General features: G+C 53.9%; 18 protein-coding genes and 2 pseudogenes. 6 read left to right on the top strand and 14 right to left on the bottom strand.

Annotated elements, in window-relative coordinates; genetic code table 11:
- Positions 1 to 547: 547 nt before the first annotated feature.
- The 5 genes from HBO23_RS11760 to HBO23_RS11740 all read right to left on the bottom strand — a co-directional run bounded on the left by HBO23_RS11760 (position 548) and on the right by HBO23_RS11740 (position 5,854).
- Positions 548 to 988: an EcoRII N-terminal effector-binding domain-containing protein gene (locus HBO23_RS11760; protein ID WP_078739171.1), complete on the bottom strand. Its 441-nt coding sequence runs from the start codon at positions 986 to 988 to the stop codon at positions 548 to 550.
- The gene (locus tag HBO23_RS11755; RefSeq protein ID WP_170038151.1) at positions 985 to 2,805 is read right to left on the bottom strand and encodes a DEAD/DEAH box helicase; all 1,821 of its coding nucleotides are present in this window, start codon (positions 2,803 to 2,805) and stop codon (positions 985 to 987) included. The genes HBO23_RS11760 and HBO23_RS11755 overlap by 4 nt, the downstream gene beginning before the upstream one ends.
- Positions 2,798 to 3,622, bottom strand: coding sequence for an HNH endonuclease (locus HBO23_RS11750; protein WP_170038149.1), 825 nt, complete (start codon positions 3,620 to 3,622; stop codon positions 2,798 to 2,800). Before HBO23_RS11750 ends, HBO23_RS11755 begins: the two co-directional genes overlap by 8 nt.
- The gene (locus HBO23_RS11745; protein WP_170038137.1) at positions 3,619 to 5,253 is read right to left on the bottom strand and encodes an ATP-binding protein; all 1,635 of its coding nucleotides are present in this window, start codon (positions 5,251 to 5,253) and stop codon (positions 3,619 to 3,621) included. The genes HBO23_RS11750 and HBO23_RS11745 overlap by 4 nt, the downstream gene beginning before the upstream one ends.
- A 169-nt stretch (positions 5,254 to 5,422) precedes the next feature.
- On the bottom strand, positions 5,423 to 5,854 hold the full coding sequence (locus HBO23_RS11740; protein WP_170038135.1) for a very short patch repair endonuclease: 432 nt from the start codon (positions 5,852 to 5,854) through the stop codon (positions 5,423 to 5,425).
- Positions 5,855 to 6,141: 287 nt separating this feature from the next.
- On the opposite strand from HBO23_RS11740, the gene dcm reads away from it, so the two are divergent.
- Positions 6,142 to 7,578 (top strand): DNA (cytosine-5-)-methyltransferase, encoded by a 1,437-nt coding sequence (gene dcm / locus HBO23_RS11735; RefSeq protein WP_170038133.1) that lies wholly within the window; start codon positions 6,142 to 6,144, stop codon positions 7,576 to 7,578.
- 413 nt (positions 7,579 to 7,991) lie between these two features.
- A pseudogene (locus HBO23_RS11730) lies at positions 7,992 to 8,432 on the top strand (integrase arm-type DNA-binding domain-containing protein); the annotation flags it as partial.
- A gap of 133 nt (positions 8,433 to 8,565) precedes the next feature.
- On the opposite strand, the gene HBO23_RS11725 reads toward HBO23_RS11730, so the two are convergent.
- The 5 genes from HBO23_RS11725 to HBO23_RS11705 all read right to left on the bottom strand — a co-directional run bounded on the left by HBO23_RS11725 (position 8,566) and on the right by HBO23_RS11705 (position 16,925).
- The gene (locus HBO23_RS11725) at positions 8,566 to 9,870 is read right to left on the bottom strand and encodes an McrC family protein (RefSeq protein ID WP_170038131.1); all 1,305 of its coding nucleotides are present in this window, start codon (positions 9,868 to 9,870) and stop codon (positions 8,566 to 8,568) included.
- Complete coding sequence (locus HBO23_RS11720; RefSeq protein WP_346343057.1) at positions 9,867 to 12,164, bottom strand: AAA family ATPase; 2,298 nt, start codon at positions 12,162 to 12,164, stop codon at positions 9,867 to 9,869. Before HBO23_RS11720 ends, HBO23_RS11725 begins: the two co-directional genes overlap by 4 nt.
- Before the next feature lie 520 nt (positions 12,165 to 12,684).
- Positions 12,685 to 14,418 (bottom strand): LeoA/HP0731 family dynamin-like GTPase, encoded by a 1,734-nt coding sequence (locus HBO23_RS11715; protein WP_170038129.1) that lies wholly within the window; start codon positions 14,416 to 14,418, stop codon positions 12,685 to 12,687.
- The gene (locus tag HBO23_RS11710; protein WP_170038127.1) at positions 14,390 to 16,129 is read right to left on the bottom strand and encodes a hypothetical protein; all 1,740 of its coding nucleotides are present in this window, start codon (positions 16,127 to 16,129) and stop codon (positions 14,390 to 14,392) included. Before HBO23_RS11710 ends, HBO23_RS11715 begins: the two co-directional genes overlap by 29 nt.
- Position 16,130: 1 nt before the next feature.
- Complete coding sequence (locus tag HBO23_RS11705) at positions 16,131 to 16,925, bottom strand: hypothetical protein (protein WP_170038125.1); 795 nt, start codon at positions 16,923 to 16,925, stop codon at positions 16,131 to 16,133.
- A gap of 141 nt (positions 16,926 to 17,066) precedes the next feature.
- Between HBO23_RS11705 and HBO23_RS11700 the strand changes: the two are divergent.
- Both HBO23_RS11700 and HBO23_RS11695 read left to right on the top strand, forming a co-directional pair.
- A pseudogene (locus HBO23_RS11700) lies at positions 17,067 to 17,629 on the top strand (WYL domain-containing protein); the annotation flags it as partial.
- A 674-nt stretch (positions 17,630 to 18,303) separates the two neighbouring features.
- Positions 18,304 to 18,564, top strand: a complete 261-nt coding sequence (locus HBO23_RS11695) for a DUF6124 family protein (RefSeq protein ID WP_170038123.1) — start codon at positions 18,304 to 18,306, stop codon at positions 18,562 to 18,564.
- Between the two features lie 257 nt (positions 18,565 to 18,821).
- Here HBO23_RS11695 and HBO23_RS11690 read toward each other — a convergent pair whose 3' ends face one another.
- Positions 18,822 to 19,262, bottom strand: coding sequence for an Lrp/AsnC family transcriptional regulator (locus HBO23_RS11690; RefSeq protein ID WP_170038121.1), 441 nt, complete (start codon positions 19,260 to 19,262; stop codon positions 18,822 to 18,824).
- A 40-nt stretch (positions 19,263 to 19,302) separates the two neighbouring features.
- Positions 19,303 to 19,455, bottom strand: a complete 153-nt coding sequence (locus HBO23_RS11685; protein ID WP_170038119.1) for a hypothetical protein — start codon at positions 19,453 to 19,455, stop codon at positions 19,303 to 19,305.
- Between the two features lie 57 nt (positions 19,456 to 19,512).
- Here HBO23_RS11685 and HBO23_RS11680 point away from each other — a divergent pair, with 57 nt between their 5' ends.
- The gene (locus tag HBO23_RS11680) at positions 19,513 to 19,875 is read left to right on the top strand and encodes an ASCH domain-containing protein (protein ID WP_099547629.1); all 363 of its coding nucleotides are present in this window, start codon (positions 19,513 to 19,515) and stop codon (positions 19,873 to 19,875) included.
- 153 nt (positions 19,876 to 20,028) lie between these two features.
- Here the strand turns inward: HBO23_RS11680 and HBO23_RS11675 are convergent, their stop codons facing one another.
- Both HBO23_RS11675 and HBO23_RS11670 read right to left on the bottom strand, forming a co-directional pair.
- Positions 20,029 to 20,658, bottom strand: a complete 630-nt coding sequence (locus HBO23_RS11675) for a LysE family transporter (protein ID WP_017139287.1) — start codon at positions 20,656 to 20,658, stop codon at positions 20,029 to 20,031.
- A 457-nt stretch (positions 20,659 to 21,115) separates the two neighbouring features.
- Positions 21,116 to 22,285: an MFS transporter gene (locus tag HBO23_RS11670; RefSeq protein ID WP_170038117.1), complete on the bottom strand. Its 1,170-nt coding sequence runs from the start codon at positions 22,283 to 22,285 to the stop codon at positions 21,116 to 21,118.
- 230 nt (positions 22,286 to 22,515) lie between these two features.
- Here HBO23_RS11670 and HBO23_RS11665 point away from each other — a divergent pair, with 230 nt between their 5' ends.
- Positions 22,516 to 23,541, top strand: a complete 1,026-nt coding sequence (locus HBO23_RS11665; protein WP_170038115.1) for a hypothetical protein — start codon at positions 22,516 to 22,518, stop codon at positions 23,539 to 23,541.
- Positions 23,542 to 23,615: the final 74 nt, after the last annotated feature.

Genomic DNA, 23,615 nt, shown 5'->3' with positions numbered 1-23,615 from the left:
GGCCGACAATTGGATCGCAATGAAGCCGGAGACCGCAGTATAAAAACACAATTCGAAGGATTAAACTTGGTATAGCATTCAATTAAAATCTTATATTTTTCATATAGATAGAACAAAAATACTCCGCGAGCGCGGAATAGATCACTATTCAAAATGCTCGCCAATGCGCGTAGCGATGCTCACAGCTTGAGTTGGCCAGATAAGTGGCGCAAATTAGGGCAATCAAGGTCATGTACTCGACGTAGTTTCTGCCGGGCCTTTCGAGATCGGCTCGGGAAAACCGAGACCTACCCATTTGAGACCTACGAGTTAGCCCTAACTCAAGACGAACGCGGGGAGAGGGAAAGCGCCCACCCCAAATACGTTTTTTCGAAAAGTGAAGGCCATCAATGATAGCTTGATAGAAATATGCAACCTTGCCAGAAGATCACTGATACAAAACGATAGACACAATCACCTCGCCCAATATCGTCAGCGTCAACCTCCATTCTTCGACCACTCAGTTGACATACGCTTTTACTGCCTCTTAAATAAAACAGCTATTTCATTAATGGACTCGCCTCCAGCCTGATTTGATTTTTATTCTAACGACGTCAGCTTCTTGTTCGTCTTGTTGGGGGACATTTGTACGCACCACACGAATTTTGTAAGTGCTCGAAGCCACACCCTTGGATATTTCCAGCTCCTCGCCTTCTTTAGCCCCAATTTCACGAAAGTATTTAGTCATGTAGGTAATGCGATACTCATTCCGGGTTCCGCCGACATCATGTAACTTATTATTGTAGTAAACGAATCGAAACTTTCGCAGAGTCCCCATTTCGTCTTCACAATCGATCCATGCATCGGGATTCTTGACAGTCGCATCCAACGGAGGCAGAAAAGTTAGCAGCTCTCCTTCCGATTTCGGAATGAGAATGCCACCCTGATGCCCTCCGGTCGAGCCAACGTCATTTGCGCTAAGTGTCTTGCTAAAGGTTCTATGAGTCATATTCTTCCTGGAGTTATTTCTAGGGCTCGCTTCAAGTCGGCCGCATCTCTGGACGAAACAGGGACACTTTCATTTGCCAATTCACTTTTCCAAAGTGATCTGTCAATCATCACTTCCTCTACTGTACCCTTGTAGAAAAGACGATAGATGGTTACTGGGTGTGTCTGACCACGACGGTGGGCCCTCGCACTTGCCTGGGCCTCCAATGCAGGGTTCCACACCGGAGTGAAATGGATTACAACTGTGGCTGCGGTGATATTCAACCCGGCACCTGCGGCTTTAGGGTTCAATACCAAACATCCCGGCCCGTCATGATTTGAAAAATCGTCAATTATCGCCTGACGGTCTTGCTGAGGAGTCGAACCATTAATCGCTCCCCAATATGTGTTGGGGAGGCTCTGGACCGCCTCCATCAAGAGTCCCCCGACCCGATTGAAGAGCGCAAACACAATGACCTTTCGTCCATTACAGAATGCCTCACGAAGCAGGCTCACAACACGCTCCATTTTGGGAGTCATGAGAGGACACCCAGTTGAGCGGAGCACGCTCGCCTCTTCGCCCTCGTCGTCACTTTCTTCATCTTTCCGCAGCCAAGGATGCGCACAAACTAATTGCAGTTGGAGCGTTGCAACCAAAGCTCCCGCCACAGGGTACTTAGCCAAGGTAGCCGCACGTACCATGGAATAATGGTCGGCGAGCAAATCATCCAGCTCTAACGGAATATCGATATTAATTCGCGCGGGAAGGTCACCTGCCACGTCAACCACTCTGCGTTTGAGAATGATCGGATCCGTAAAGTGCCCAATCGCTTGTGCCGATTCGAGGCTGTCCGAGTAGGCTGCTTCAAATTCCCGTCTCGAACCCAACAAACCTGGTATCGCAAAATCTGCGAGTGACCACAGATCCAATAGACTGTTTTCAACCGGAGTGCCAGTCATAGGAATGGTTCGCCGGCGCGGGATCGATACGACTGCACTTCTACGATTCGAGTCCGGGTTCTTGATGGCTTGTGCCTCATCGCAGATTACCCATGACCATTCAAACGATGAAAAGATTGAAATGTCATTAACCATCGTGTCGTAGGTCGTAATGACCACACTTGTCCGTTGGAGCTCTCGGTAAATTCCAGCTCTATTGGCACCCCGATGAACCATCACTGTCATCCCGGCCGCGAAGCGCTCAAATTCACGCACCCAGTTGGCAATCAAGCTGGTCGGGCAAACTATCAAGGCAGGAGCATCGGTTTTCGGCGGTTCCATCAGCAACAACGCAATGATCTGTAGTGTTTTCCCTAGCCCCATTTCGTCGGCCAGGATCAATCCGCCGGTATGTCTAATGGTGTTCCACATCCAACTGACGCCGCGCGATTGGTACGGAAAAAGGGTAGCTGTCAGCCCCTGAATAGTCATTTCGTCATCTAGGTCCTCAGCAGCGACTCTACCAGCCTGAAGAACCCCCTCTTCGACCTCGACCTGCATACTTGCATCCACGCCGCGGATAAGGCTGATTGCTTGGCTATAGGTAAGCCTATCGGGAGAACAGCCATTCAGCATTTTTTCGAAAAGGATGACTGCATCTCGCGGCAGAGGCCGAATCGTCGTACCGTCTATGACCCATGCATGGCGATTGCTGGGCGCGAGATGCACATAGCGATTTCCTCTCAGCAAGCGGACCCCACCAAGTCGCGCAACAATCCAGTCCCCAGCCCGGCCGATGATCATTACTGGGTCGATCAATCGCTCCGAAAGCATCAAGCCTTCGGGTATGTTCTGTCGCAGCGACTCATAACTCTCTGGGAACTCGGCAGGCTCAGTCATTGCAGCCACTCCTCAACCGCTTTAAATCCTCAATATCCCAAGGAATTGGGCGCTTCGTATGAAGCGCTCGATGACAGGATGGACAAAGTGGAACTAGATCGGTACGTGGATCATAAGGGCGAGGTTCGATAAGCGATGCAAGCGGCTCAAGATGGTGTACTTCAATTATCGCCCCCGCCTCCCCGTAGACCCGTCGGGGCTCGAGTCCGCAAACGATACAACGTTCTCCGTGAATGCGGATACACAAGAGCCTGTTGCGCGGGTTTCGCTCCCTTCGCTTCACGACTGACTGAAGAATAGCGCCTTCAAATGCGGGAATTTCATCATTGACCTCCTCCTCAATAACGTCATATCCGATGAGCTCGGCCATTGCGGCCATCATCGGTACTATCACGTCGCGACAGATGGCGATGATCGCAACGTCATCGTGTGGATGGTCCTGATTCCGGATTAGTGCAGTCATCCGGAAAGAGCCAGACGTAACAGCCCAGTCGGCGAGGTTTTGGCCAGCGATTTCCACCGCAATATCTGACCGGATCGAGGCGACAAGAGCACGCGCCAACTGCACATCCTCCGAAGCTGCCCTTCGGATTTGTCCGATTATCTCTCCTGAGAAGCTACCAAACGACAGACCGACGCTGTGCCCTTTCAAGCCGTAAGGCTTAAGCTCGGCAACCGGTCCGTGCTTCTGGTCAAGATCGCCGAACCATATACGCAGGCCCGATCGCAGTCCGCTGACGTCGACTGCGGCAGCGATCGCAGCCCCGGTTCCCTCTTCTAGCTCCTTTAAAATCAGATCCTTCTTCCCTACGATCATTCTGCGTCTTCATCCTCAATCATCAAGTCAGCAGGGTCAGGATCAGGAACATTGCGTAGGAGCTTGCGCAGGTTGTTCGATATCTCGCTACGGATGTCCTCGAAGATCGGTTCCAGCTCTTCGTTCGTATTGTTTTGCTCTGCTGCGGCAAATGCCCATAGAAGTAGGTCCATACCCTCTACCGCGTAACCGTTGGCAGCGGCACGCTTATATATCTTCTGGTAGAAATCATGATGTTTGTTCAGCAGTACCGCCGGCATGTGGCCGCTATCGCCTGCGCTACGCAGGGCAGGCTGCCATAGCTCACCAGTATTGATGTCTTCGACCGCATCGACATATACCGTGTCCGCGCTCACATTGCTTTGGACAGTAAGCTTGAGCTTGATCTTCGAACCCATGTTATTGGAGATGACTGCCGACTGGGCAGCAGGATCGACGGATGTCACCTGAGCCTTACTGGCACTGCCTGTATCCGCAATGTTCTTGTTCGCACTGGTGTGGTCGATCTGACGAACATTTGTCTGCTCACGAGTTTGCCTTCGAGCACGCTTCCCAGCTTCCCGGTAGATTGGCTGCAGTAGATCACGCAGACCATCCTCTAGGTCGGGGTGGAAAAGAATCCGGGATTTCTTTACGTCGATCCGGAACGCATCATCAAGCTCGTGGCCGAAGTCGAACTCGATCCGCAGCAGCGAAGTATGCGGTTCAGGAGCTCCGAAGACGTCCATCCAGCTGCCATCTTGAATCAAGCGCCCCTCTCGATAGACGTAGAAACCCTGAGCGCGGTTGGAGATCCGCGCATGGGCTTTTTCCTCATCTTTGGTCATGTCGCTGCGATGGGGCAGGATCCACGCCCGAATATTCGCGATCTCTTCCGAGCCGTCGGGCATTTCCACTAGGAGCTTCTGCTTTGTCTCGGCAAGGACCTGTTCTGAGCGGGAGGGATAGAAGGGATTCCAAGGATCGACAGGGATTTGATTAACGAAAATGGATACGTTGCGCTCCCTATCGTCAGCCGAGTCGACGAACCGGTGGTAAACGAGCGAAAGATGTTTGACAAGGCTTTCTGCCAGCCGCTTGATCGCAGCCTGTTCCTTAGCCGAGCCAGGCTCATAATCCTTCGTCAGGATCCTGTCACATTTCTCCCAGATCAAGAGCGTTCCCTTGTCACCGCAGAGTTCTTCAAACATCTCCTGTTCGTCTGAGGTAACTGGCTCCCTGAGCATTTCCCACTTTTTCTGCTTGGCAACATACTCGAGATCCCAAGCAAGCTTTGCGAGTTCCTGGTCCGGACTCTTGCGGGAAATCAGAGTGTATTTGAGACATACGGAGCTTGACGCCGTCTTCAGACCAAGCCCGAACTTGCCGAGGCTCTCAGGATTCTCGCGTTCGGGAGCCCCGTAGCGCATGGCCCGATGGATGCCCTGCGCATCCATACCTTCGCCGTTGTCGCCGAAATAGACAAACTTTCGGCCGTCTTCACGGAGAGTGATCTCGACATTGATCTGCCCCGCCTTCGCGGCAATCGAATTGTCGATGATGTCCGCAGCCGCAGTCCTAACGTTGTAGCCAGTATCCCTAAGACCAAAAATCAAACGTGGAGCATCGGGCTCGTTGATCAAATCGTTCACATCGAAATCCTTTTATCATGGGCTTCTACCGTCTAGTCCGGCGAGTTTCTGCACCAAGCGAAAATTCGGGCCAGTATAATTGTACTCTGACGCTGCAGGACAACTCGCTCAATCGGCTTTTAATGAACATCCGTTCCAGCAAGCCTAGTCCGATGTCGCAACCATTTTTTTAGGAGGGTGCCTGATCGGACGATAGCAGGCTAAGTTTCCGCTCCAGCCGGTCCAATGTGTCCGGTTCCTTCTTCAATTGACACTCCCAGATAATCAGAACATTCCAGCCGGCAGCCTCGAGGCTATTGATGTTGGCGAGGTCCCTTGCGACATTTTTCTGGAATTTTTCCTCCCAAAACTCTGGCCTCGTCTTCGGGACCGTTGAGTAAGGGCAGCCCGGGTGACGGTGCCAGAAGCAGCCATGGACAAAGATGCAGACCTTCAGACGTGGGATCACGATGTCTGGCTTGCCGGCTAGGTCCTTACGATGGATGCGATAACGGTAACCTCGACCGTGCAAAAAGCGCCTGACTACCATTTCTGGCACAGTGTCCTTGCCGCGAATGGCGGACATCATCCTAGAACGAGTTGCAGTGTCTACAGTGTCCATATCTGAACCGTAACCATGAAAGATCTCTGTTCGGTAACTCTCGCTTTGCGAGGTTCAAGAAACATGCCGACAAGCTAGCAGTTGAGCTGGATTCGGTAATAGCTTGGATCATGTACCAGAACGGCAAACAAAATCTGCCACCGCAAAGCACTGTACATGCACACAGCCAAACGATAATTTCAAGTCGTTTTTTGCTCCTGCAAGCTAATTTAGAAAACGCTTCACATTAGCTGCCATAGGGATATTATAGTGATATTTCGTCACAGATTTGACCCAGAAGAGCTCATATGAATTTCGTTGACAATGAACAAAACGCTTATGGAGATGCACCGAGCTTATTGGCGAATCGTCCCGCTAATCATGCCGACAACGACCTAGCGTTGTTAAAGAAGCTGCTCGACATCTACGACCAAGGCTTTTTGGCTGAGACCCTCAACGAAGCCAGTCCTGGGCACTGGTGTCGCGAGACGATCAACCGCTGGCACAAGGGTAAGGCATCTCCGAAACTCTCCTACGTCGAGCACGCGCGCCTCAGTGAGCTGCTACCTCGAAAGGTCGAAGGCAAGCGCACATTCACTTTCATCGATTTGTTTGCCGGGATCGGCGGTATTCGAAAGGGCTTCGAGGCGATCGGCGGCGAGTGCCTGTTCACCTCCGAATGGAACAAGTACGCAGTTCGGACCTACAAAGCCAACCATTATTGCGACCCAGCTCGCCATCGCTTCAACTTGGATATCAGGTCCGTGACACTATCCGATCGGCCTGACGTCAGCGAGGACGAGGCATATCGCAATATTGATATTGAAATACCAGATCATGATGTGTTGCTGGCAGGTTTTCCTTGCCAGCCTTTCTCCTTGGCAGGCGTTTCGAAAAAGAATTCGTTAGGTCGCAAGCATGGGTTCGAATGCGAAACTCAAGGCACGCTCTTCTTCGATGTTGCCAGAATCATAGCGGCCAAGCGGCCAGCAGCGTTTTTGCTCGAAAACGTAAAAAATCTTAAGAGTCACGACAAGGGCAACACATTCCGGATCATCTGCGAGACGCTGGACGAGCTCGGCTACGAAGTGGCTGATGTAAACGCACCTAAGGGTGCCGATCCGAAGGTGATTGATGCCATGAAATTTCTGCCTCAGCACCGCGAGCGGATCGTACTGGTAGGCTTCAGACGCGATTTAAATGTCCATGAGGGCTTCACTCTCAAAGACATAGTCAAGCACCAGCCAGCACAACGGCCTTCGTTCGGCGATCTTCTAGACGAGGACGTCGACAGCAAGTACATCCTCACGCCCAAGCTGTGGGAGTATCTCTATAAGTACGCTCAGAAACACAAGGAGAAGGGTAACGGCTTCGGGTTCGGCCTGACTGGCCCCAACAGTGTGGCGCGTACGCTGTCCGCCCGCTACCACAAGGATGGCTCAGAAATTCTTGTTGATCGCGGATTCTCGGAAAAACTTGAATTTCATGGCGAACTTAATCATATGAATAGGCCGCGCCGCCTTACTCCTCATGAATGTGCCCGCTTGATGGGGTTTGACAAACCGGGCGAGAGCAGCTTCGTGATTCCTGTCTCTGACACCCAAGCTTACCGTCAATTCGGCAACTCCGTAGCAGTGCCTGTTTTCGAAGCGGTCGCGCGAATAATGAAAGACCGTATCTTAGCGGCCAAGGCAAAAGCACAAGATGCGGAAAGACCGAAACTTGAAATTGCGCTTCCGGGATAACGGTCGCCACCTACAAATTTATTTCGTCCTCGATAGAAATCTGTGGACCTCTATCAACGGGTAGGCAGTTAACAAATAATAATCGTAAACCATGGCTGCCGAGCAAGATTGTCAATTCGATTACGAGCGGCGGGTCATGGCATTGCCATCTGAAGTATTCCAATTGGTATTCCAATCAAAATACAGCTCTAATATTTTTTAGAATAATCAATAGCATAACGGACCGATTCAGATTACCCAGGTCTCCACGGACGTCTTTTTTTGTGCCTGCAATCCAGTAAATACGGAGGTTTCAGGACCACGGGAGGCTTTCCAGGCTTTTTGAGTTCCAGGCAGTTTGGTATTCCCAATGGTATTCCCGGCTACCCGGCTCTAATCTTGGGAATACCAAAAGGTGTCATGGAATACTTCTCATTTGCGCTCAAACCACTCGCCTCTCCGACCGTCAGCTCAAGGCGGTCAAACCGAAAGACAAAGATTACGTCCTCACCGATGGCGACGGGCTCCAGCTGCGAGTCAGGGTCAATCGCTCGATGCAGTGGAATTTCAACTACCGGCATCCCGTCACCAAGAATCGAATCAACATGGCACTCGGCTCTTATCCCGAGGTTTCTCTTGCGCAAGCGAGGAATAAAACCATTGAGGCCAGAGAGCTGCTTGCACAGGGCATCGACCCAAAAGCTCAGCGCAATGAGCTGCAGGAAGCCAAACGAGCGCAAACGGAACATACGTTCGAGAACGTAGCCACCGCGTGGTTCGAATTGAAGAAGGACTCCGTCACCCCGGCATATGCCGAAGACATCTGGCGCTCGCTCACACTGCATGTTTTTCCAAGCATGAAATCAACGCCGTTACCGGTCTATTCGGCACTCCTCATTGTCTGGAATATGCACCAACGGAGCAGCCAGCAGTTCGATGAGCGAAATGCTGACAAAAAGCAGGTCAATGTGGATGCAATTCCACACGCCACAACCGCAGCAAGCAACGCTATGCCCTGACCGGGCCGAGCGTTTCTCCCTCCAACGGCACACCAGCTACCTCAGCATCCAGCAAACACTCCCCTTCCAAATCGAACGGCAGCGCCCACAACTGCAGCCCGTCCCCGTAATCAAACACTGGCAACGCCCGCTGCAACCCAGCCCAGTGTGGGTAAATCAGCACCAGTCTCGGCACACGTCCGCCGTTACGGTATTTATGGCCATACGCAAACAGCTGGTAAAAATCACTCTGGCTCAGGTTGTAGTTCTGCTCAGCGTTGCGTTTGTCAATGCGTTTCCACTTAGTGTCTAGCACCCAGCGCTGCTCGGCAGTATCTATGAGCAAGTCCGGCTTCAGCCGGAACACTCCTCTGCCGCCATGGCGGCAGAGGTCCGCTTGCGCCGTCTGCGCTGTCAGCGTGGCACCCCGCCTCAACTGCTTGCCAAGCGACTGCTGCACATAGTTCTCAAACAACCGCTCCATAGGGAATAGCATACTTACCCCTTGCCAAACGCCCTGCACCGCAACCGGCATCTGCTGGTTCAAGACCAGCTCGCACCAGGGCCTGATGGCGCCGTAATGTGCCATCAGACGATCACGGCTCCACAGGCGGAAATCCTGTGCGACGTGCCGGCTGGCAGGTATCTCTGCTAACAAGGCGCGCAGCTCGTTGGCGAGACGCCAGTTGGCAGGCAGTTGGGTTACCTTGGCGACCTGTTCCAGCGCGAGTTTCAACAACCGGTTTTCCGCACGGTCCGGCAGATAGACGTCATGCCGCACTTGAAACTGGTGCTGCCGGCCCGGGGGCTGGCGGAGCTGCGCCACTACATTGAGCTGGCCACGCAAAAAAGGTCGCTCCTCCTCTACGCGCGTGTAGTCGAAGCGAATACCGCGCTTCACCAAGGCATCCAGCTCATTCAAATACTGCCCCATCACCCATTCAGTGAGCGGTGCATCGAACAACTCCAGCGCCGTAACTGATGCCTGCCGCGGCTTTAAAAAAAGCGCCGTTTGAATCAACTTTCGTAACAGCGTGCGGCTCTTAAGCACGCAGTCACCTTGTTCGAAATGCTTGGGCAATATTTCAAGCCGTGTGCCGCAGGGAGTTTCGATAACGCCCACATAGCTGTCCCATTTAAGCGACTGCCGGCCCTCGACCTGCAGCAGGGTCGCTCCAGCGCGGTTGAAGCTTGCGCTGAGGTCACACAGCCAGTCGAACGCCGTTTCCGAGATATGCGCACAATCCAGGTTGCCCGGCGGCACCGGCGCCCTGGTAAGCCTGGCGTACTCCCGGACGATAACGTTCGTGCTCACGCCGTTTGCTCCTCCGGGGTAGTGGCATCCTGAGTGCTGGCATGGGCACTGATCACCCCGGCATAGGCCGTCGGCCGACTGAAAGCCAGCGGGTTGATACGCCACACCTGGTCTTGCGCAGGTACTTTGTCGCCAAATAGCGCGAGCAAGTTCTGAGTTTCGCGCAGCACGAAACAATCGGTTTCGGGTTTACGGTGGTCGTTCAATACCCATTGGATGCGTTGCCAATCTTCGAAGAAGTATTCCTGCAACAGCGGCAGTACCTGGTTGCGGAAAATCAGCTCCAACTGCGCCAGCGTGCCGCCGTTCAGCAACGGCATAAAGTAGGCGTGCCCCAGGCAGTGCTCGCGATCGAGCAGCACTTCGATACGTTGGTTCATCACCCTCAACAATTGACCAATGTTCACCCCCTCGACCGTAGTACTTTCCAGTAAGTGTGGCTCTGGCAACATTTCTCTGAATACAAAGCGCCGGCGCAACGCAATGTCGAGCCCTGCCAGCGAACGGTCTGCGGTATTCATGGTGCCGATGAGGTGCACATTCTGAGGCACGGTAAACGGCTTTTTCGAATAGGGTAGTTGCAAGCTGAGCGCTTCATCCGCACCATCGCGCTTGGAAGGCTCGATCAGGGTGATCAGCTCGCCGAAGATACGCGACACGTTGCCCCGGTTGATCTCGTCGATGATGAGCACATAAGGCGTGTCCGCTGGCGAATTGGATACTGAGGGTTCGACGGCTTTGACACCTTCGTGCTGCAAGTAAGTCAGCAGGTCTGCCCAGGTGAAGCGATTCATCGCATAGACGGTTTTCAACGTGAACTGACAGCCATCGTTGATGGGCAGAATGGACAGGTTGATGTCCCGATAAACCCAACGCACTGAGCGCACATGCTGATAGTCAGGTTTCACCCCATCGGGCACCGTGGCTTCATAGCGATACTCGCTGGTCACTACTCCAATGGCGCCGACCTTTTCGGCCGACTGGATACACAACAGAACGTCCCCCACTGCCATTTGCTCAGCAAAGTAGTTGAGTGTGCCTTTATCACCAGAGCCTAGGCCCTGGTAATAGTCATTGGTTTTATAAGCTTCGCTTAAGTCCCCGCTATCGCCCCATCCGATGCGGGCCTCACCGTGCGTCAGGCAATAGTTTTTGCTGGGTGACATGCCAGAGCCGTCGATGGAGATTTTCCAGATGGCGGCGTTGGGGCGAACCCCTAAGTCTGCAACAGGCTGCGTCTTGGCGTCATCGCAGATGCGCTTGAATACACCCGCCTCTAAGGGGTAACGCAACTGCCCCGTTTCACTGTCTGAATCCGCGCGGATGCCCTCGACGAAGTCTTCATAGCTGAAGCTCTGATGGAAGGTCACGAAGCGCACGCGCCCCGCAGAAGCCAAGCGGTCGAACTCGGCTTTCAACCGCTGGCGAGTTTCAGGAGAATTGCCGGTGTTCTGCGCCAGGAACTCAGGCGCGAGAATTGCCAATGCCTGGTTGATGGTGGCGTACGTTTTGCCGGTACCGGGCGGGCCGAACAATATTTGATTCAGCGGGGGCTTGGTTGCCGACAAGTCGATAACGGCCTCCGGACCTTCTGGCTCAGCCTGGCCATAGTCACTAGGTACCAACCCACTCCCCTTCAATGGTAACTGCCGGTTCTCAAGTACCTTCTCAACGGTGCTCATCCAAGCCTCTACATCGGCGTGAGTGGGACAGCGTTGCGCGCTGATTTCCCAGCCTTCTTCTTGCGCGTCCATCAGCGCCCGATGATCTGCGACCCCGCGAACTGAGCAGCAAATTTCACCTCCGTACCAGTAAAGGGTGAATGCGGGCTTCCCTTTCAAACTGTTTTGCTCACGCACACCAATTCGAATATCCGCGGGGGTAATATTCACTGTCCAGTGATCGGCCTGAGGGTAGTGTTCACGGAAGTACTTGAGCAGCATCCAGACCCACGCCTGTTCCTCAGAGGTACCTTTGTCCAGAAGCTGAATCACACGCTGATCCGCATAGCCCTCAATCGCACCTCTCGCGATCTGTCGCTGGTATTCAAGCCACTGCTTTAACCCGTTCTGCACGTTGTTGCTGTTGCTCGCACCAATCTGCGCAAATTCACCGCCTGGGCCATATTGCCGGTAGAGAGTGGTCAGCTCATCCACATCGGTGATCAGAAGCACTTGGCGCCCCAAGTGGTTGCTGATGGTATTGAGGCCAGAACGGTAGCTACTGGCGGTATTCGGTGATTTTCCGGTATCGGTCAACCAAACTTTGAACAGCTTTCCTTGCGCATCACTCACAGGCGTACTCCAGTTTTTTGAGCGTCAAACAGGCGCAACCGAGATCTTGAAAAAGTTCGATGACGCTTCGCCTTGAGCCCGCATGGTCCTAGCAATATCCGAACTCGATCATATACGAGCCCACCACCTCATCAAACCAGCCCACTGCCACCGCATTAACGATCCATTCTCCCCAACAAAATAACCTAACATCATTTCGCCACTAAAGGTTATCGCTCACCCGTCGATACCCAACAAGGTGCGAATAATTCACACGCCCCTACGAGAACGGTAACCTGGCTACTCGGCGTTGGTGCCGGCAGTGGCCATAGTATTTTTTGCGCGGATTCATTGGGGAGTGAGCGGGGGTTCAGGAAGTGAAGATGTGCGCCAGATACCGTTAGGCCGCTTTGCGGCCCTTCGCGGGCAAACCTGCTCCTACAGGTACTGCGCAATCTTGTAGGGGCAGGTTTACCCGCGAAGGTCTGCAGGGCAGCCCAATTTGGCTCAACTGACTGGCACTACTCCTTGCCGAGCCTCCTCATGCAGTTGCCTCAAGCTGCGCGGGCGATGATGTCAGAGCATTCAGCTTGGCCTTCACGGTTTGCAGCTTGGCTTGATTGGCACTGATGAAGCGCGAGCGCTCTTCCACCGTCTCGACAATCTTCTCAAACGCCTTAAGCTGCGGTGCGAAGAAGTCCAACAGCTTTTCGTCGTCAGCAATGATGTCGTAGATATCCTTGAAGGCGCTTTTGATCATCTCGGCAATCGACTCCTTGGCGTTCTTCAACTCCTGTTCCAGTTCATGCGCTTTATAGGCGTTGAGCAGGTCCGAGGTAAGTGTGATTGCAGCGCCTGCAGGGCCTGCCCACTTTGAAATAGCGCCGGCGATTTTGGTCGCTTGCCAAGGCTTGAATTTGATCGCCACGCCAGTCACTGCGCTGAGCGCATCGCGGGCTGCAAACACCGCCCCCTTGATGATGTCGGGGCTCAAGTTAGCAATGCCCTTGGCAGCCCCGCCCATCGACTTCAATGCACTGTCACCCATGGCATTGAGGAAGCTCTCGCTGGAGTTGAGTTGGCGGCCAATATCCTGAGAGATGCGGCTGGTTACTTTGGAAGACTGGTCGAAGGAGCGGTCAATTGCGCCCTTGATTTTCAGGTTCAACTTGAAACCTACACCATCCTCGGTGTAACCCAGCTCGTCTTCGAGGAATTCACGAATGTTTTCCAAGCCAAGCGGACGTAACTTGCCCAGCATGCCTTTCTCAAGGTTCTGAAGTTCTTCGAACAGCTCACCGGCCACGCGTTTGACTTCACGACGACCCGACTCAATGTCTTGGGTAATACGTGCCGATTCTTCGGCATTCTGCTCGGCAAAAGCCTTGAGCCGCTCCAACTGTTCTTCGGCGCGCACCACATGCTGGCCGACGACATCTCGCACTACATCCATGCCCGTCTTCGCAATCAGCACCGCAGGCACATTGTGCCGCAACACTTGCGTGGTCATGGCTTTGAGGTCGTTGATGCGCGAGCGGCTTTCATAGTGCTCTGGCTTGCCAAACCAGAACGGCAGGCCGCGTCCATTCGGATTGGAGGCCAGGCAGACGATATTTACCTTGGCCAGTTCATCCGGGCTCAGGTTGGCTGCACGCTGCAGTTTGCCTTTGAGGTTGTCCTTCTTGATCGTGGCCTGAGCATCGAACAGTACTTGCTCGGTGAGGTCAGTCACTTCGTCCATCTTGTTGATCACGAAAATGGTCGAGGACAGCTTGTTCAAGTCCCGCAGCACCCACTTGACGATGTCGTTGTGGCTTTCCTTGAGTGGGTTGGTAGCGTCCACGACATACAGAATCAGGTGCGCCTCGGAGATGTAGCGTTTGGTCAGGTCTTCATACATGACCTGCTCGCCGTCGACACTTTTTTCCTTGTCGCCGAACAGGCCGGGGGTGTCGACGATTTCGCACTTCTCCGGCAGCCCCTCTGGAGAATAAATTGCCAAGCGATCAGAGGACTCGTCCATGTTGATGTTCATGTCGGCCATGATCTTACCCAGCCAAGCGGCAATAACGCTTGTCTTGCCGTCGGAGAAGGCACCCAGCAAGGCGATGCGGAGCACATCGGACTCGACGGCTTGTACTGCCGAGTCGATCTTGTGCAACTCGCTACCGACGTCGGCGCCCATCTCCCCCAACTCATCGAGCACCGCACGCAGTTGCTCCAGCCCCTTGAGCGCTGCCTGCTTCTCAACGTTGAACTGATTGAATTGTTCCATACGGTATGTTCTCCAACTGCTCTTTAATAAGGGTCATCAGCGCGATCTGCTGTTCGATAACGTCCAGAGGGCGCTTGAGCGACTCCTCAAGCTGCTGCACGCGGGGCAATACGGTTTCGTTAATGTGCTTGCGAACAGGGGTAAACAGCGTTTTGCGTTCTTCCTTCAAGGCGTTACGGGCTTCGGTGCATGCGTCATCGATCTTCTCCTGAACTTGCCCCTGTGCTTTGCGAATGCGTTTTTCCTTGCTGGTAAAGATGCTCAGCACACTCACAAAGATGCCCACCAAAGCGCCAGCAACGGCGCCGATCAGGTTGCCGATCACCGGAAACGCGGTGCCGATGCCTGCCCCAGCCAATGCGTAGGAGCCTATGTTGAAGGCCATCCACCCGTAGTCACCCAGTTCGAAGCCAAGGTCCAAGTCAGGTGTTTTGTAGTTGATATTCAGGGATTCGGCGTCATAGAGAAGCTGCTCGAACTCTACCCGTGCAACGTCCTCCATCAGACGCTGGATGGCTTGGTGCATGTCCTGCCCCAAATCATTTAGGTAGGCTTCGAACTGCTCCTGGAGTTTATCCTTGAGCTCATTCTGCCCACGCTTGAAAGCACGATTGATCTGGCTGGAAATAACGTCGTTTTCACCGAAGTTCTTTTCGACGATATCGTCGGCATCTTCCTTGAGGTCGTTGAAAAGGCTATCCCAAAGATTCCGCCTTCCCGCAACGACCAGCCGCTCGAATCGCTCCCAAGCCGCCTTGATCGCTTCGCGGCACTTCTCGAATTCCGGCTCAGTCCTGGCAACGAAGGCTTCATGGGTTGCGTGCAACGCTTGCAAGGTCGAAATGTTTTCAACCAGCAATTCGTACACCTTGGTCTTGTTGCTTTCGATCATATCCTCTCGGAACGTCGCGAGCTTAGTATGCAGCACCTTGGCGACGGACTTGATCTGGCTGAATTCATACATCTCTTTCGACGAGGCGAAGTGCTTCTTATAATTGCGCTGCTGAATCACCAGGTCCTGGCTACGGGCGGGGTCGATTGTGGTACGCCCAGTTTGCGCATCGCTCGCCAACGACGAAAATGCCAGCAGGCCCTGCACGTAGTGGCCTGTCTGTAAAACTTTGCTACCCAGTACCGAGCGCAGTACGTCCTCGGTCTGTTGCAAGGCGGCGGTGGAGTCGCCGTGCGCAGTTAGTGACTCGCGGTCTTCCTCGAACTCGTAGGCGTCGGCATTGCCACGCACGTTGACCAAAGGGCACACCTGAGTACCTAAACGTAGATAAGAACGAATTTTCTCTGCGGTGGCTTTCTCAGGCTTTTTATTGGTGCCGTTTACATAGAAAACGAGATGCGCCTTGGCAACGGCCTCGCGGACCATATGCGCATACTTGGCCTCGTCACCCTCAATACCAGGCACGTCGATCAACTGAAAGCGTTTGCCCTTGTAGTTCAGGGGGTAGAGCGTATTGCCCTTGGTGAAATCGGCTTCACCCGTGCCGATGATCGAGCCGTCTACACGATGTGCCTGGGCCTTCTTATGTTCATAAGCCAACAGATCGTCGTGCAGCCCTTTGAACTGCTGATTGAGCAGGCCATCCAGTGCAGGAGAGCGCGTCTCAATGCGTTGGAGAACTGGCGTGTCATCGGGGGAGACAGGCGAAGGGGTCGAGACGGCCTCATCGAACAACTCATCAAGTTCGTGCTGGGACATTTCAGGCTCCTGCCAACTTCAGTACCGCCACCGCAGCACCAGCGCCGATCAGCACTCCACCGATGGCGAACATCGACAGCCGGGCCTTGAGGCTCGATATCGCGTGCGCTCGCGCAATGTCCAGACGCTGTGAGGTTTCCTGTTGCTCCAGTGCCAGGCGAGCGCTGGACTCCTGTTCGGCGAGGGTGCGCTTGGCCTCCGCTTCTGCCTCAATTACTTGTTGGCGATGCGCGGCTTCCTGCTGCTGCAACTCTTGCCGTGCCTGAGTTTCTTGCTGGGCAAGCCGCACTCTAGCATCGGCTTCAGCTTGAACAATCGCATTTCGCTCCTGGGCTTCGCGCTGAACGATTTGCGCCAGCTGGGCTGTGCTTTGGCGAATGCTGACCACTTCCCCCGTGTACTCGCTGTACAAGGCGTGCAAGCCTTCGCGCACATGCTCGAGGCGAGCGGTAAGGGCTTGCGAGAACTGCTCCAGGTCATCGGCATGCTGTTGCAGCAGTGCCTCTCGGGATTCTTCCTTGAACAGGATACGCAGTGATTCGATGATCGTGCTCTTGCCAGCGTTGGTCTCACCGAAAAACGCCAGGGTGAACGTGTCCCACTCAGCGTGGGTTTTCAACTGTTCCAGTTCGCTGTCGAACCGCCCCCGAATGTCACGCAGTTTTTCGGTGATGTTACCGATTTCACGCTTGCCATCTTTGTGCTCGACGTTAAGCGCGATTATGTCTTCCATGGCGCTGCCAATACTGTCCGAGACATCGGCATAGAGGCGGTTGAGATCTTCAGTGGCGTTCATTGCGCGTCCTTGTAATGAAGTAATGTCAGGCAGGATTTTGTTTGCCAATAAACGCAATCAACTGAAGCCCTGAACATGCGGGGTAGCCAAGGCTATGGTAAACGCTCGACCATAAATGGCATATAGCCATAATGTTGATATGCCCTGCACATCCACGGGCTGGCACTGGCTTATGCGCATACCAGGGTGCTGGAAGTGCCTGATCGACCCATTCGGCCCGAGGTGCTGCGCCCCTTGCTCAAGGCCTGCGTCTGGAAACCGAATACGTATCCTTCAACACCCCCAACGTCGAGGTGCGCCTGATTGCCCCGCACACGCTGGCCTACACCGGCATGCGCTGGCACGTGCGAGCATATTGCGAAAAGAACGGCCAGTACCGCGACTTTGTCCTCAGCCGCCTGCGTGGGCAGCCAGACTTGCTCGACGCATCGCCAAACACCCGCGAGCAGGACGAAGACTGGAATATCGAGGTACCGATCATCTTCGAGCCTGACTGGCCGTTGAACGCGGCGCAGAAGGCAATTATCGAAACAGACCTCGGCATGACGTAGGGACAACTGGTGGTCTCCAGCCGCCGGGCACTGGTGACGTTTGTGCTGCAGCGCTATCAGATCGACCACCGCAACATGGCAATACTGCCTGAGGCCCAGCAACTGGTGGTGAGCAATCTCCAGGAACTGCAGCCGGGGCTGATGAAGTACTAACGCTTAGCTCTTCGAAGCGTCAACCGCGATAAACTGCATGACTGTGCCAACTCGGCACGCTGCTTCCACTAATTGTTCTGCTGATGCTGGACAGACTAGAAACGCCTGTTACGCCGTAGTGCTTTAGCTCAGTGGTTTTTCCTGGAACAGGGTCGCCCGACAGTGGGTGGCCGAGCTGGTTAGGCAGGCCATGAATACGTTCCGCAGTATTCCAATCGGTATTCCAGCTTAAAATAAAATCAGGAATTACCTCAATTAATCAATTTGTTACTAAGCGAATTCAAATTACCCCGGCCCACCAATTCGAAGCATCGACAAAACCCGCCTAGTGCGGGTTTTGTTGTTTCTGGAGGCTGGAAAGCCCAGCCGGCGGGCCTTCGGATTTTTCCTTCAAGATGTCGCGCCGTTGGTGAACTGTTCCCACTCCCCCTACACGGCTAACCTCCTCCTGTCGCTGCAAAATCAGCGACCGGGTTTAGCAGCTCGGTTAATATCAAGGCCTGCAACGCCACCATCCGTTCAGCATCAGCTGGACTGCGTTATGGCGGCTGTGCGTGGGGCACTTTCGGGTGCGCTGGGTTCCTTGATTCCTGGTCTGCTAACCCGCGTACAGTCGCCACCCTCTTCGTTTAGCAGCGATGCCTGGCGACTCCACCAATCAAGGAGTTTGCGCCATGAAAAAAATCACCCCAAATCCCCCAGCGAACCTTTTCACGGTCGCTCAAGATATCGACACCGAAACCCTCCTGATTCAAGCCAGCGAAACTCTGGCCTCGCTTAACGCTATCACCACCGATCTGGCCTTCGAGCTCGAAGGTGAAAACCGTCAGAAGCTATTGGGTAGCCAACAATTGATCGTGCTGGGTGAGTTATTGATCGAGCGGGTGTTGTCCGTACTGCACCCCACAACCGCCACATCACCTTCCCCGCAGTAGTAAAAATCAAAAGGCCGATTTGCTACGCAGCAACTCGGCCTTAAGAACCTTCAATCCTCGGCGCACCTTGGTTCAAAACAAGCAGGCTATCGGCGGCCGTTGACCCGCGGGGCAGAGCTCGAGGTATGGACTGCACATGGCTGACGGCCAGTCATTCTCCTGCCACCACATAAACATCGCACCCGACTAAGGATCTGGCGGCACTGGCCTGGCACTCATCTTGGCATGCAGGAGGGTCCCCCCTTTGTAACCAGCTTCTATCTGTCGACGAGGACCAGTATCCTTCTCTCGATTGGTACCGATAAAACGATGCTGGTGCGCGTTTCGCCATAATTATTAATCTTCGCGATAACGTTCTCAATGTCTGCCATCGACTTGGCATAGATTCTAATAAGGTAAGAGTCATTACCCGTAACGTGCAGGCATTCAACGACCTCTGGGATGTCGTTGAGCGTCGCGATCAACTTGGATTTTGATGGTTTGAAGGTCGTCATGCCGACAACGGCTGATATGCCAAACCCCAGCTTCGCTGGATCAACCTGAGCACAATAGCCAGAAATGATTCCCCCATCCTCGAGCTTTCGCAGACGGTCAGTTGTGGCAGGAATGGAAAGGCCCACGTGCTTTGACAATTCGGTAATGGAAATGCGCCCCAAATCTTGCACCACGCTCAAGATTTTGATGTCTATACGATCCATGAAGGTCTTCCGTGAAAAAAGGTGAAAATTTTAATGAAGCTCATACAATTTCCATTAAAAAATAATCCATCAAAAAAGTAGTAAGTGCTAGCCTATTTTCAGCCCATGAAAACTCTACAAAAAACAAACGACGAACTGCTTCATTTTTTAAAAGCTGCCCAACAGAGTGAAGATTACCGAGCTTCTGCCGCATAAGTGGAATCCTGTCGAAGCGACTATTTTCCAAGCGTCTAATTTTTAGGAGAAAGCCATAAAGGCTTTATCAATTGTACGGCCCAGTGGCGGCCGAATCGCTTCTGGCGAGAAAATCCTCGAAGTCCGTCGTTGGCTTCCAGACTTAGATCCTTGCGAGGATCTCCTGATTGTGGAAAACGAGCGATTTCTCCATAACGATGGGGACGAAGACGATAACGGTATTGCCGTGGCAATTGTGCGCGTGAAAGCCGTGCGTCCCTTCATCCTCGCTGATATGCAAGCGGCCTGTGCAAGCTATTTTGAGGATGGCTGGCTCGCATGGGAGTTGAGTGACATAAGGCCAGTCACACCCCCTGTGACCATCCGTGCGGCACGGGGTATCTACGAGGTAGATTTCCTTCTCCCAGACAAACGCTGAACATTGAGCAAGATGTGTTGGGCAGACGCTTACTTTTAGCAGTGCAACCGTATCAGACATCTATCTCGCGATAGGACGTTTGAAAGCCTATATCGAGTTAAAAATGCAGCCCCTAGCGCTTTAATAGGGGCCGCTGCACGCTCCCTGTGGCCCTTATGCAGCAGCGGCAAGCATGACACCGGTGACCACTTGATACGCACCAAGGACGGTGATGGTCGATCCGGAAAAGTAGTTAATCAATTTGAGTTTTGACTTGGATATTCTGGTTTTGAATGCGGAGGAAAAACCGCTTAATCCAAGCCACCAAACCGCGGAACCTAGAAATATACCGGTCACCATTGGCCACACTGAAGGCTGGCCTTGGTCGCCGACCATGCCATCGCTCATTGACGCGAATATGGCGATGAACGACAAGATGGTCATCGGGTTCGATAAGGTCAAAAGCAATGTCGTCGAATAGGCTTTCATCATGCCGGCCCGTTCGCCCGACAAGGCGGTTGCAGGCTCCTTTGACTTTATCGTCTGGTAGCCGATGTACGCCAGAAAAAGCCCGCCGAAAATGCACAGCCAGGGTTTGAACATAATCAGTGTTGTGATAATCGCGGTGATCCCTAACGCGCCTATAAAGCCATACATTGCGTCGGCGGTTGCTGCCCCTAACCCTGTTGCAAAACCTGACCTCCAGCCTCGCATAAGGCTGCGCTGTATACATAAAAGGCCTATTGGGCCGACGGGGGCTGCTATGCACAGTCCAATAATCATCGACTTCATAAAGATCAACATAAATCCCCCTCCGTAATTGAGTTTATAGATTAGATGCTGAACGCGCGCAGATGAATTAAATATTCAACTATTTTTGACAAGTTTATATATATTTTTAAGGCATAAATAAAAAACAACCTTACTTATTAAGGAAAGCAAAAAAACCCTTCACATAGCGAAATCATTCACTCATCGGGTCAATTGACGCCCCTCTGCTTCAGCAATAGACCTGCTGAACGCCACTCGACGAGAGCGTCAAAAAAGAGGTTCCGAGTTGATCCGTCTATTCTTGGAGCGCCCCCAGGAGAATGAACACTGCTTGATTTCACCCCTTCTTTGTGGCGAGAATTTTCGCCAAATGAAACATCCAATTTTAGTAAACCACCATACCTACAGCTCAACGGCATTTACGCCGAAGGCCCTTCAACAAAAAAGACGTCCACAGACGTCTTTTTTTGTACCTGAAATTCGCCCCCAATCACCCCCGCGCCGTATCTCTACGCAACACCAACATCCCCACAAAAACCACCCCCACCACCCCCACCGCAATCATCAACCCATCCCCACTCACATAAGAAACCGTCGCCCCCGTAGCAATCGGCCCCAACACACTCCCCAACGTATAAAACATCGCAATCGCCGTCATCGCCGTAGACACCTGATGCTCCCCCACCCGATCTCCCGCTTCGATCACGGCCAGGGTATTCATGCCGCCAATCGCGCCGCCCCAGAGGAATACGATGAGCGTCGCCAACCAGGGAAGCGGCTGGCTGAATGGGATGGCGAGGGTGCCTAGCAGCAGGATCAATCCGCAGACCAGTTGGCCGATTTTGTAGGAGCTGCGGTCGGCCATCCAGCCGATGGGCAGTTGCAGCAGGGTGCCGCCGATGCCGAAGACTGAGATCAGCAGGGTCGCGGCGGTGAGCAGGTAGCCGGCCGAGAGGCTGTAGCTGGCCAGGAATGATACGGATGAGGTTTCGGCGAAGCCGGCGATAAACGCGCCGCAGAGTGCGGTGGGGATGACGCTGAATAATTTGCCGTAGCGTTTTTCTGCCGGGGTTTGTGGTTGGGTGTCGTAGGGTTTGAGGGTGAGTGCCAGTAGGCCGGAGAGTAGGACGATGACGGCGCAGGCGTAGTAAGGCGCGGCGCTGCCGACGCCGAAGACCACCAGCAGCAGCGGGCCGACGGCGATGCCCAGGCCCATGAGGGTTTCGTGTACGCCAATCGCGCGGCCGCGTTCGTCTTTGGAAGCGACGGCGACGATCCAGGTATCGCAGGCGATCCAGCGCAGGATCAGGCCGATACCGAGGACAAAATTCAGCGCAAAAATCAGCACCAGGTGGTGGGTCAAGGTCATGCCGATCAGTGCGCCAACGGTGAGCAGCGCACTGAGGATGTTGGTCTTGACCAGCCCCAGGTGGGCGAGCAAACGCGGCACCCATTTGTACAGCAGCAGAATCGCCAGCCACGAGGCGCTGACGATCACGCCGATCTTGGCCGGCTCCACGCCTTGCTGTTCCAGCGACAGCGAAAGCAGTGGCGTAACGGTGCCGATCTGCACGATCTGCGAGAGTGCCGAGAGGGTATTGATCTTGGTTAAGGCAAACCAGCGCTGCTTGTCGGTGTATTCGATGCTCGGACTTTCCATGGGTGACAGGCCTTGGTTAGGCAGCAGTAGAACGCCCGAACTGCCAAGGGGCAAAGTAGCGATTAGTACCCTGCCAACCTGCCAGGCACCAATATTCTTAATGACTAAGGATATAAAAACCGAGAGTTACCCTATCTAAAAAAAAGGTGTTTGAATCGCCCCAGGTTTCGTAGACACCTCTTTCCCATTACCCTGACGACCTTTATCAGACAACCGGAAGTCAGATACCCGTGCTCAAGCCCCTCGCCGTCATCGCCCTCGCCTTCACGCCCTTCCTCGCCAACGCCGCCGACCTCGCGGGCGTGTGGCAGGGCACGCTGGGTAAATCCGCCATCACCGCCTGTTTCAACGGCGCCGACGGCGAACAGGGCAGCTACTACTATCAGCGCATTCTCACACCGATCCAACTGACCCAGGCCAACGACAACGCACCGTGGGTGGAAGCCGGCAATACCGGGCTGTGGAAGCTGGACAAACCTCAGGGCGATACGCTCGCGGGCGCCTGGAGCAAAACCAAGGACGCCAAATCGCTGCCACTGGCCTTGAAACGCATCAGCACCGACGGCTGCGGCAGCGACGCCTACAACGCGCCCATGGAAGCCGCGCCGCTGCCGGTGAAGACCGAGAAAAAAAGCTTCGAAAACCACGCTTATTTGCTCAAGGCCCAAGGCGCACAGGTCACGATCAAGCTCGAAGGCGACAGCCCGGCGATTCAGAAGATCAACCAGCAACTCGCCGCCCTGGCCGTCAGCGATGAGGCGCAGGCGGACTATTTCCAGGAGCGTCGTGAGTACCTCGGGCGAAACGGCTCGGGCTACACCAGCGAAATCGACGTCGAGCCTACGTATTGGTCATCGCAATTCATCACCGTAAAGTTCTATCGCTGGGCGGCGGGCACTGGCGCGCGGGGCATCAGTTGGGGGCTGCACTCCTGGAACCTGCAAACCGGCGAACGTGTTGACCCGTGGACCTGGCTCGGTGGCCAACAACAAGGGTATGACGTCTACTCCGGGCACGTGAAGTTGCCTGCCACCTTCAGCGCCTGGCTGGCCAAACAAACCACCACCGACGAGGGCTGCCCGGCAATCACCAGTTACGACAGTTTCGACCTGAGCTTCAACACTCAAGGCCTGCAACTCTCCACGCGCGCCACGGGCGACGGCTGCGACAATGAGTTGAGCTTCACCTGGGCGCAATTGGAACCGGTACTCACCGAGCCAGGCAAAGCGGCGCTGCCCAGCTTGAAACTGCCTTGAATACGGGGCTGAGCGAGCCGTACAAAAACCCCACACTCGTTCACGAAATGTTAAGAAACGGATACATATACTGA

It is taken from the genome of Pseudomonas sp. WS 5532 (assembly GCF_012985445.1).
In the GTDB taxonomy this organism is placed as follows: domain Bacteria; phylum Pseudomonadota; class Gammaproteobacteria; order Pseudomonadales; family Pseudomonadaceae; genus Aquipseudomonas; species Aquipseudomonas edaphica.
Note: the sequence above shows the minus strand (reverse complement) of the source record. Positions and strands in the feature narration are given on the sequence as shown.

Excerpts from the sequence above, each read along its gene's own strand:
- HBO23_RS11760 (WP_078739171.1), bottom strand. The coding sequence starts at position 988 with ATGACTCATAGAACCTTTAGCAAGACACTTAGCGCAAATGACGTTGGC.
- HBO23_RS11755 (WP_170038151.1), bottom strand. The coding sequence starts at position 2,805 with ATGACTGAGCCTGCCGAGTTCCCAGAGAGTTATGAGTCGCTGCGACAG.
- HBO23_RS11750 (WP_170038149.1), bottom strand. The coding sequence starts at position 3,622 with ATGATCGTAGGGAAGAAGGATCTGATTTTAAAGGAGCTAGAAGAGGGA.
- HBO23_RS11740 (WP_170038135.1), bottom strand. The coding sequence starts at position 5,854 with ATGGACACTGTAGACACTGCAACTCGTTCTAGGATGATGTCCGCCATT.
- dcm (WP_170038133.1), top strand. The coding sequence starts at position 6,142 with ATGAATTTCGTTGACAATGAACAAAACGCTTATGGAGATGCACCGAGC.
- HBO23_RS11715 (WP_170038129.1), bottom strand. The coding sequence starts at position 14,418 with ATGGAACAATTCAATCAGTTCAACGTTGAGAAGCAGGCAGCGCTCAAG.
- HBO23_RS11710 (WP_170038127.1), bottom strand. The coding sequence starts at position 16,129 with ATGTCCCAGCACGAACTTGATGAGTTGTTCGATGAGGCCGTCTCGACC.
- HBO23_RS11705 (WP_170038125.1), bottom strand. The coding sequence starts at position 16,925 with ATGAACGCCACTGAAGATCTCAACCGCCTCTATGCCGATGTCTCGGAC.
- HBO23_RS11695 (WP_170038123.1), top strand. The coding sequence starts at position 18,304 with ATGAAAAAAATCACCCCAAATCCCCCAGCGAACCTTTTCACGGTCGCT.
- HBO23_RS11690 (WP_170038121.1), bottom strand. The coding sequence starts at position 19,262 with ATGGATCGTATAGACATCAAAATCTTGAGCGTGGTGCAAGATTTGGGG.
- HBO23_RS11685 (WP_170038119.1), bottom strand. The coding sequence starts at position 19,455 with ATGCGGCAGAAGCTCGGTAATCTTCACTCTGTTGGGCAGCTTTTAAAA.
- HBO23_RS11675 (WP_017139287.1), bottom strand. The coding sequence starts at position 20,658 with ATGTTGATCTTTATGAAGTCGATGATTATTGGACTGTGCATAGCAGCC.
- HBO23_RS11670 (WP_170038117.1), bottom strand. The coding sequence starts at position 22,285 with ATGGAAAGTCCGAGCATCGAATACACCGACAAGCAGCGCTGGTTTGCC.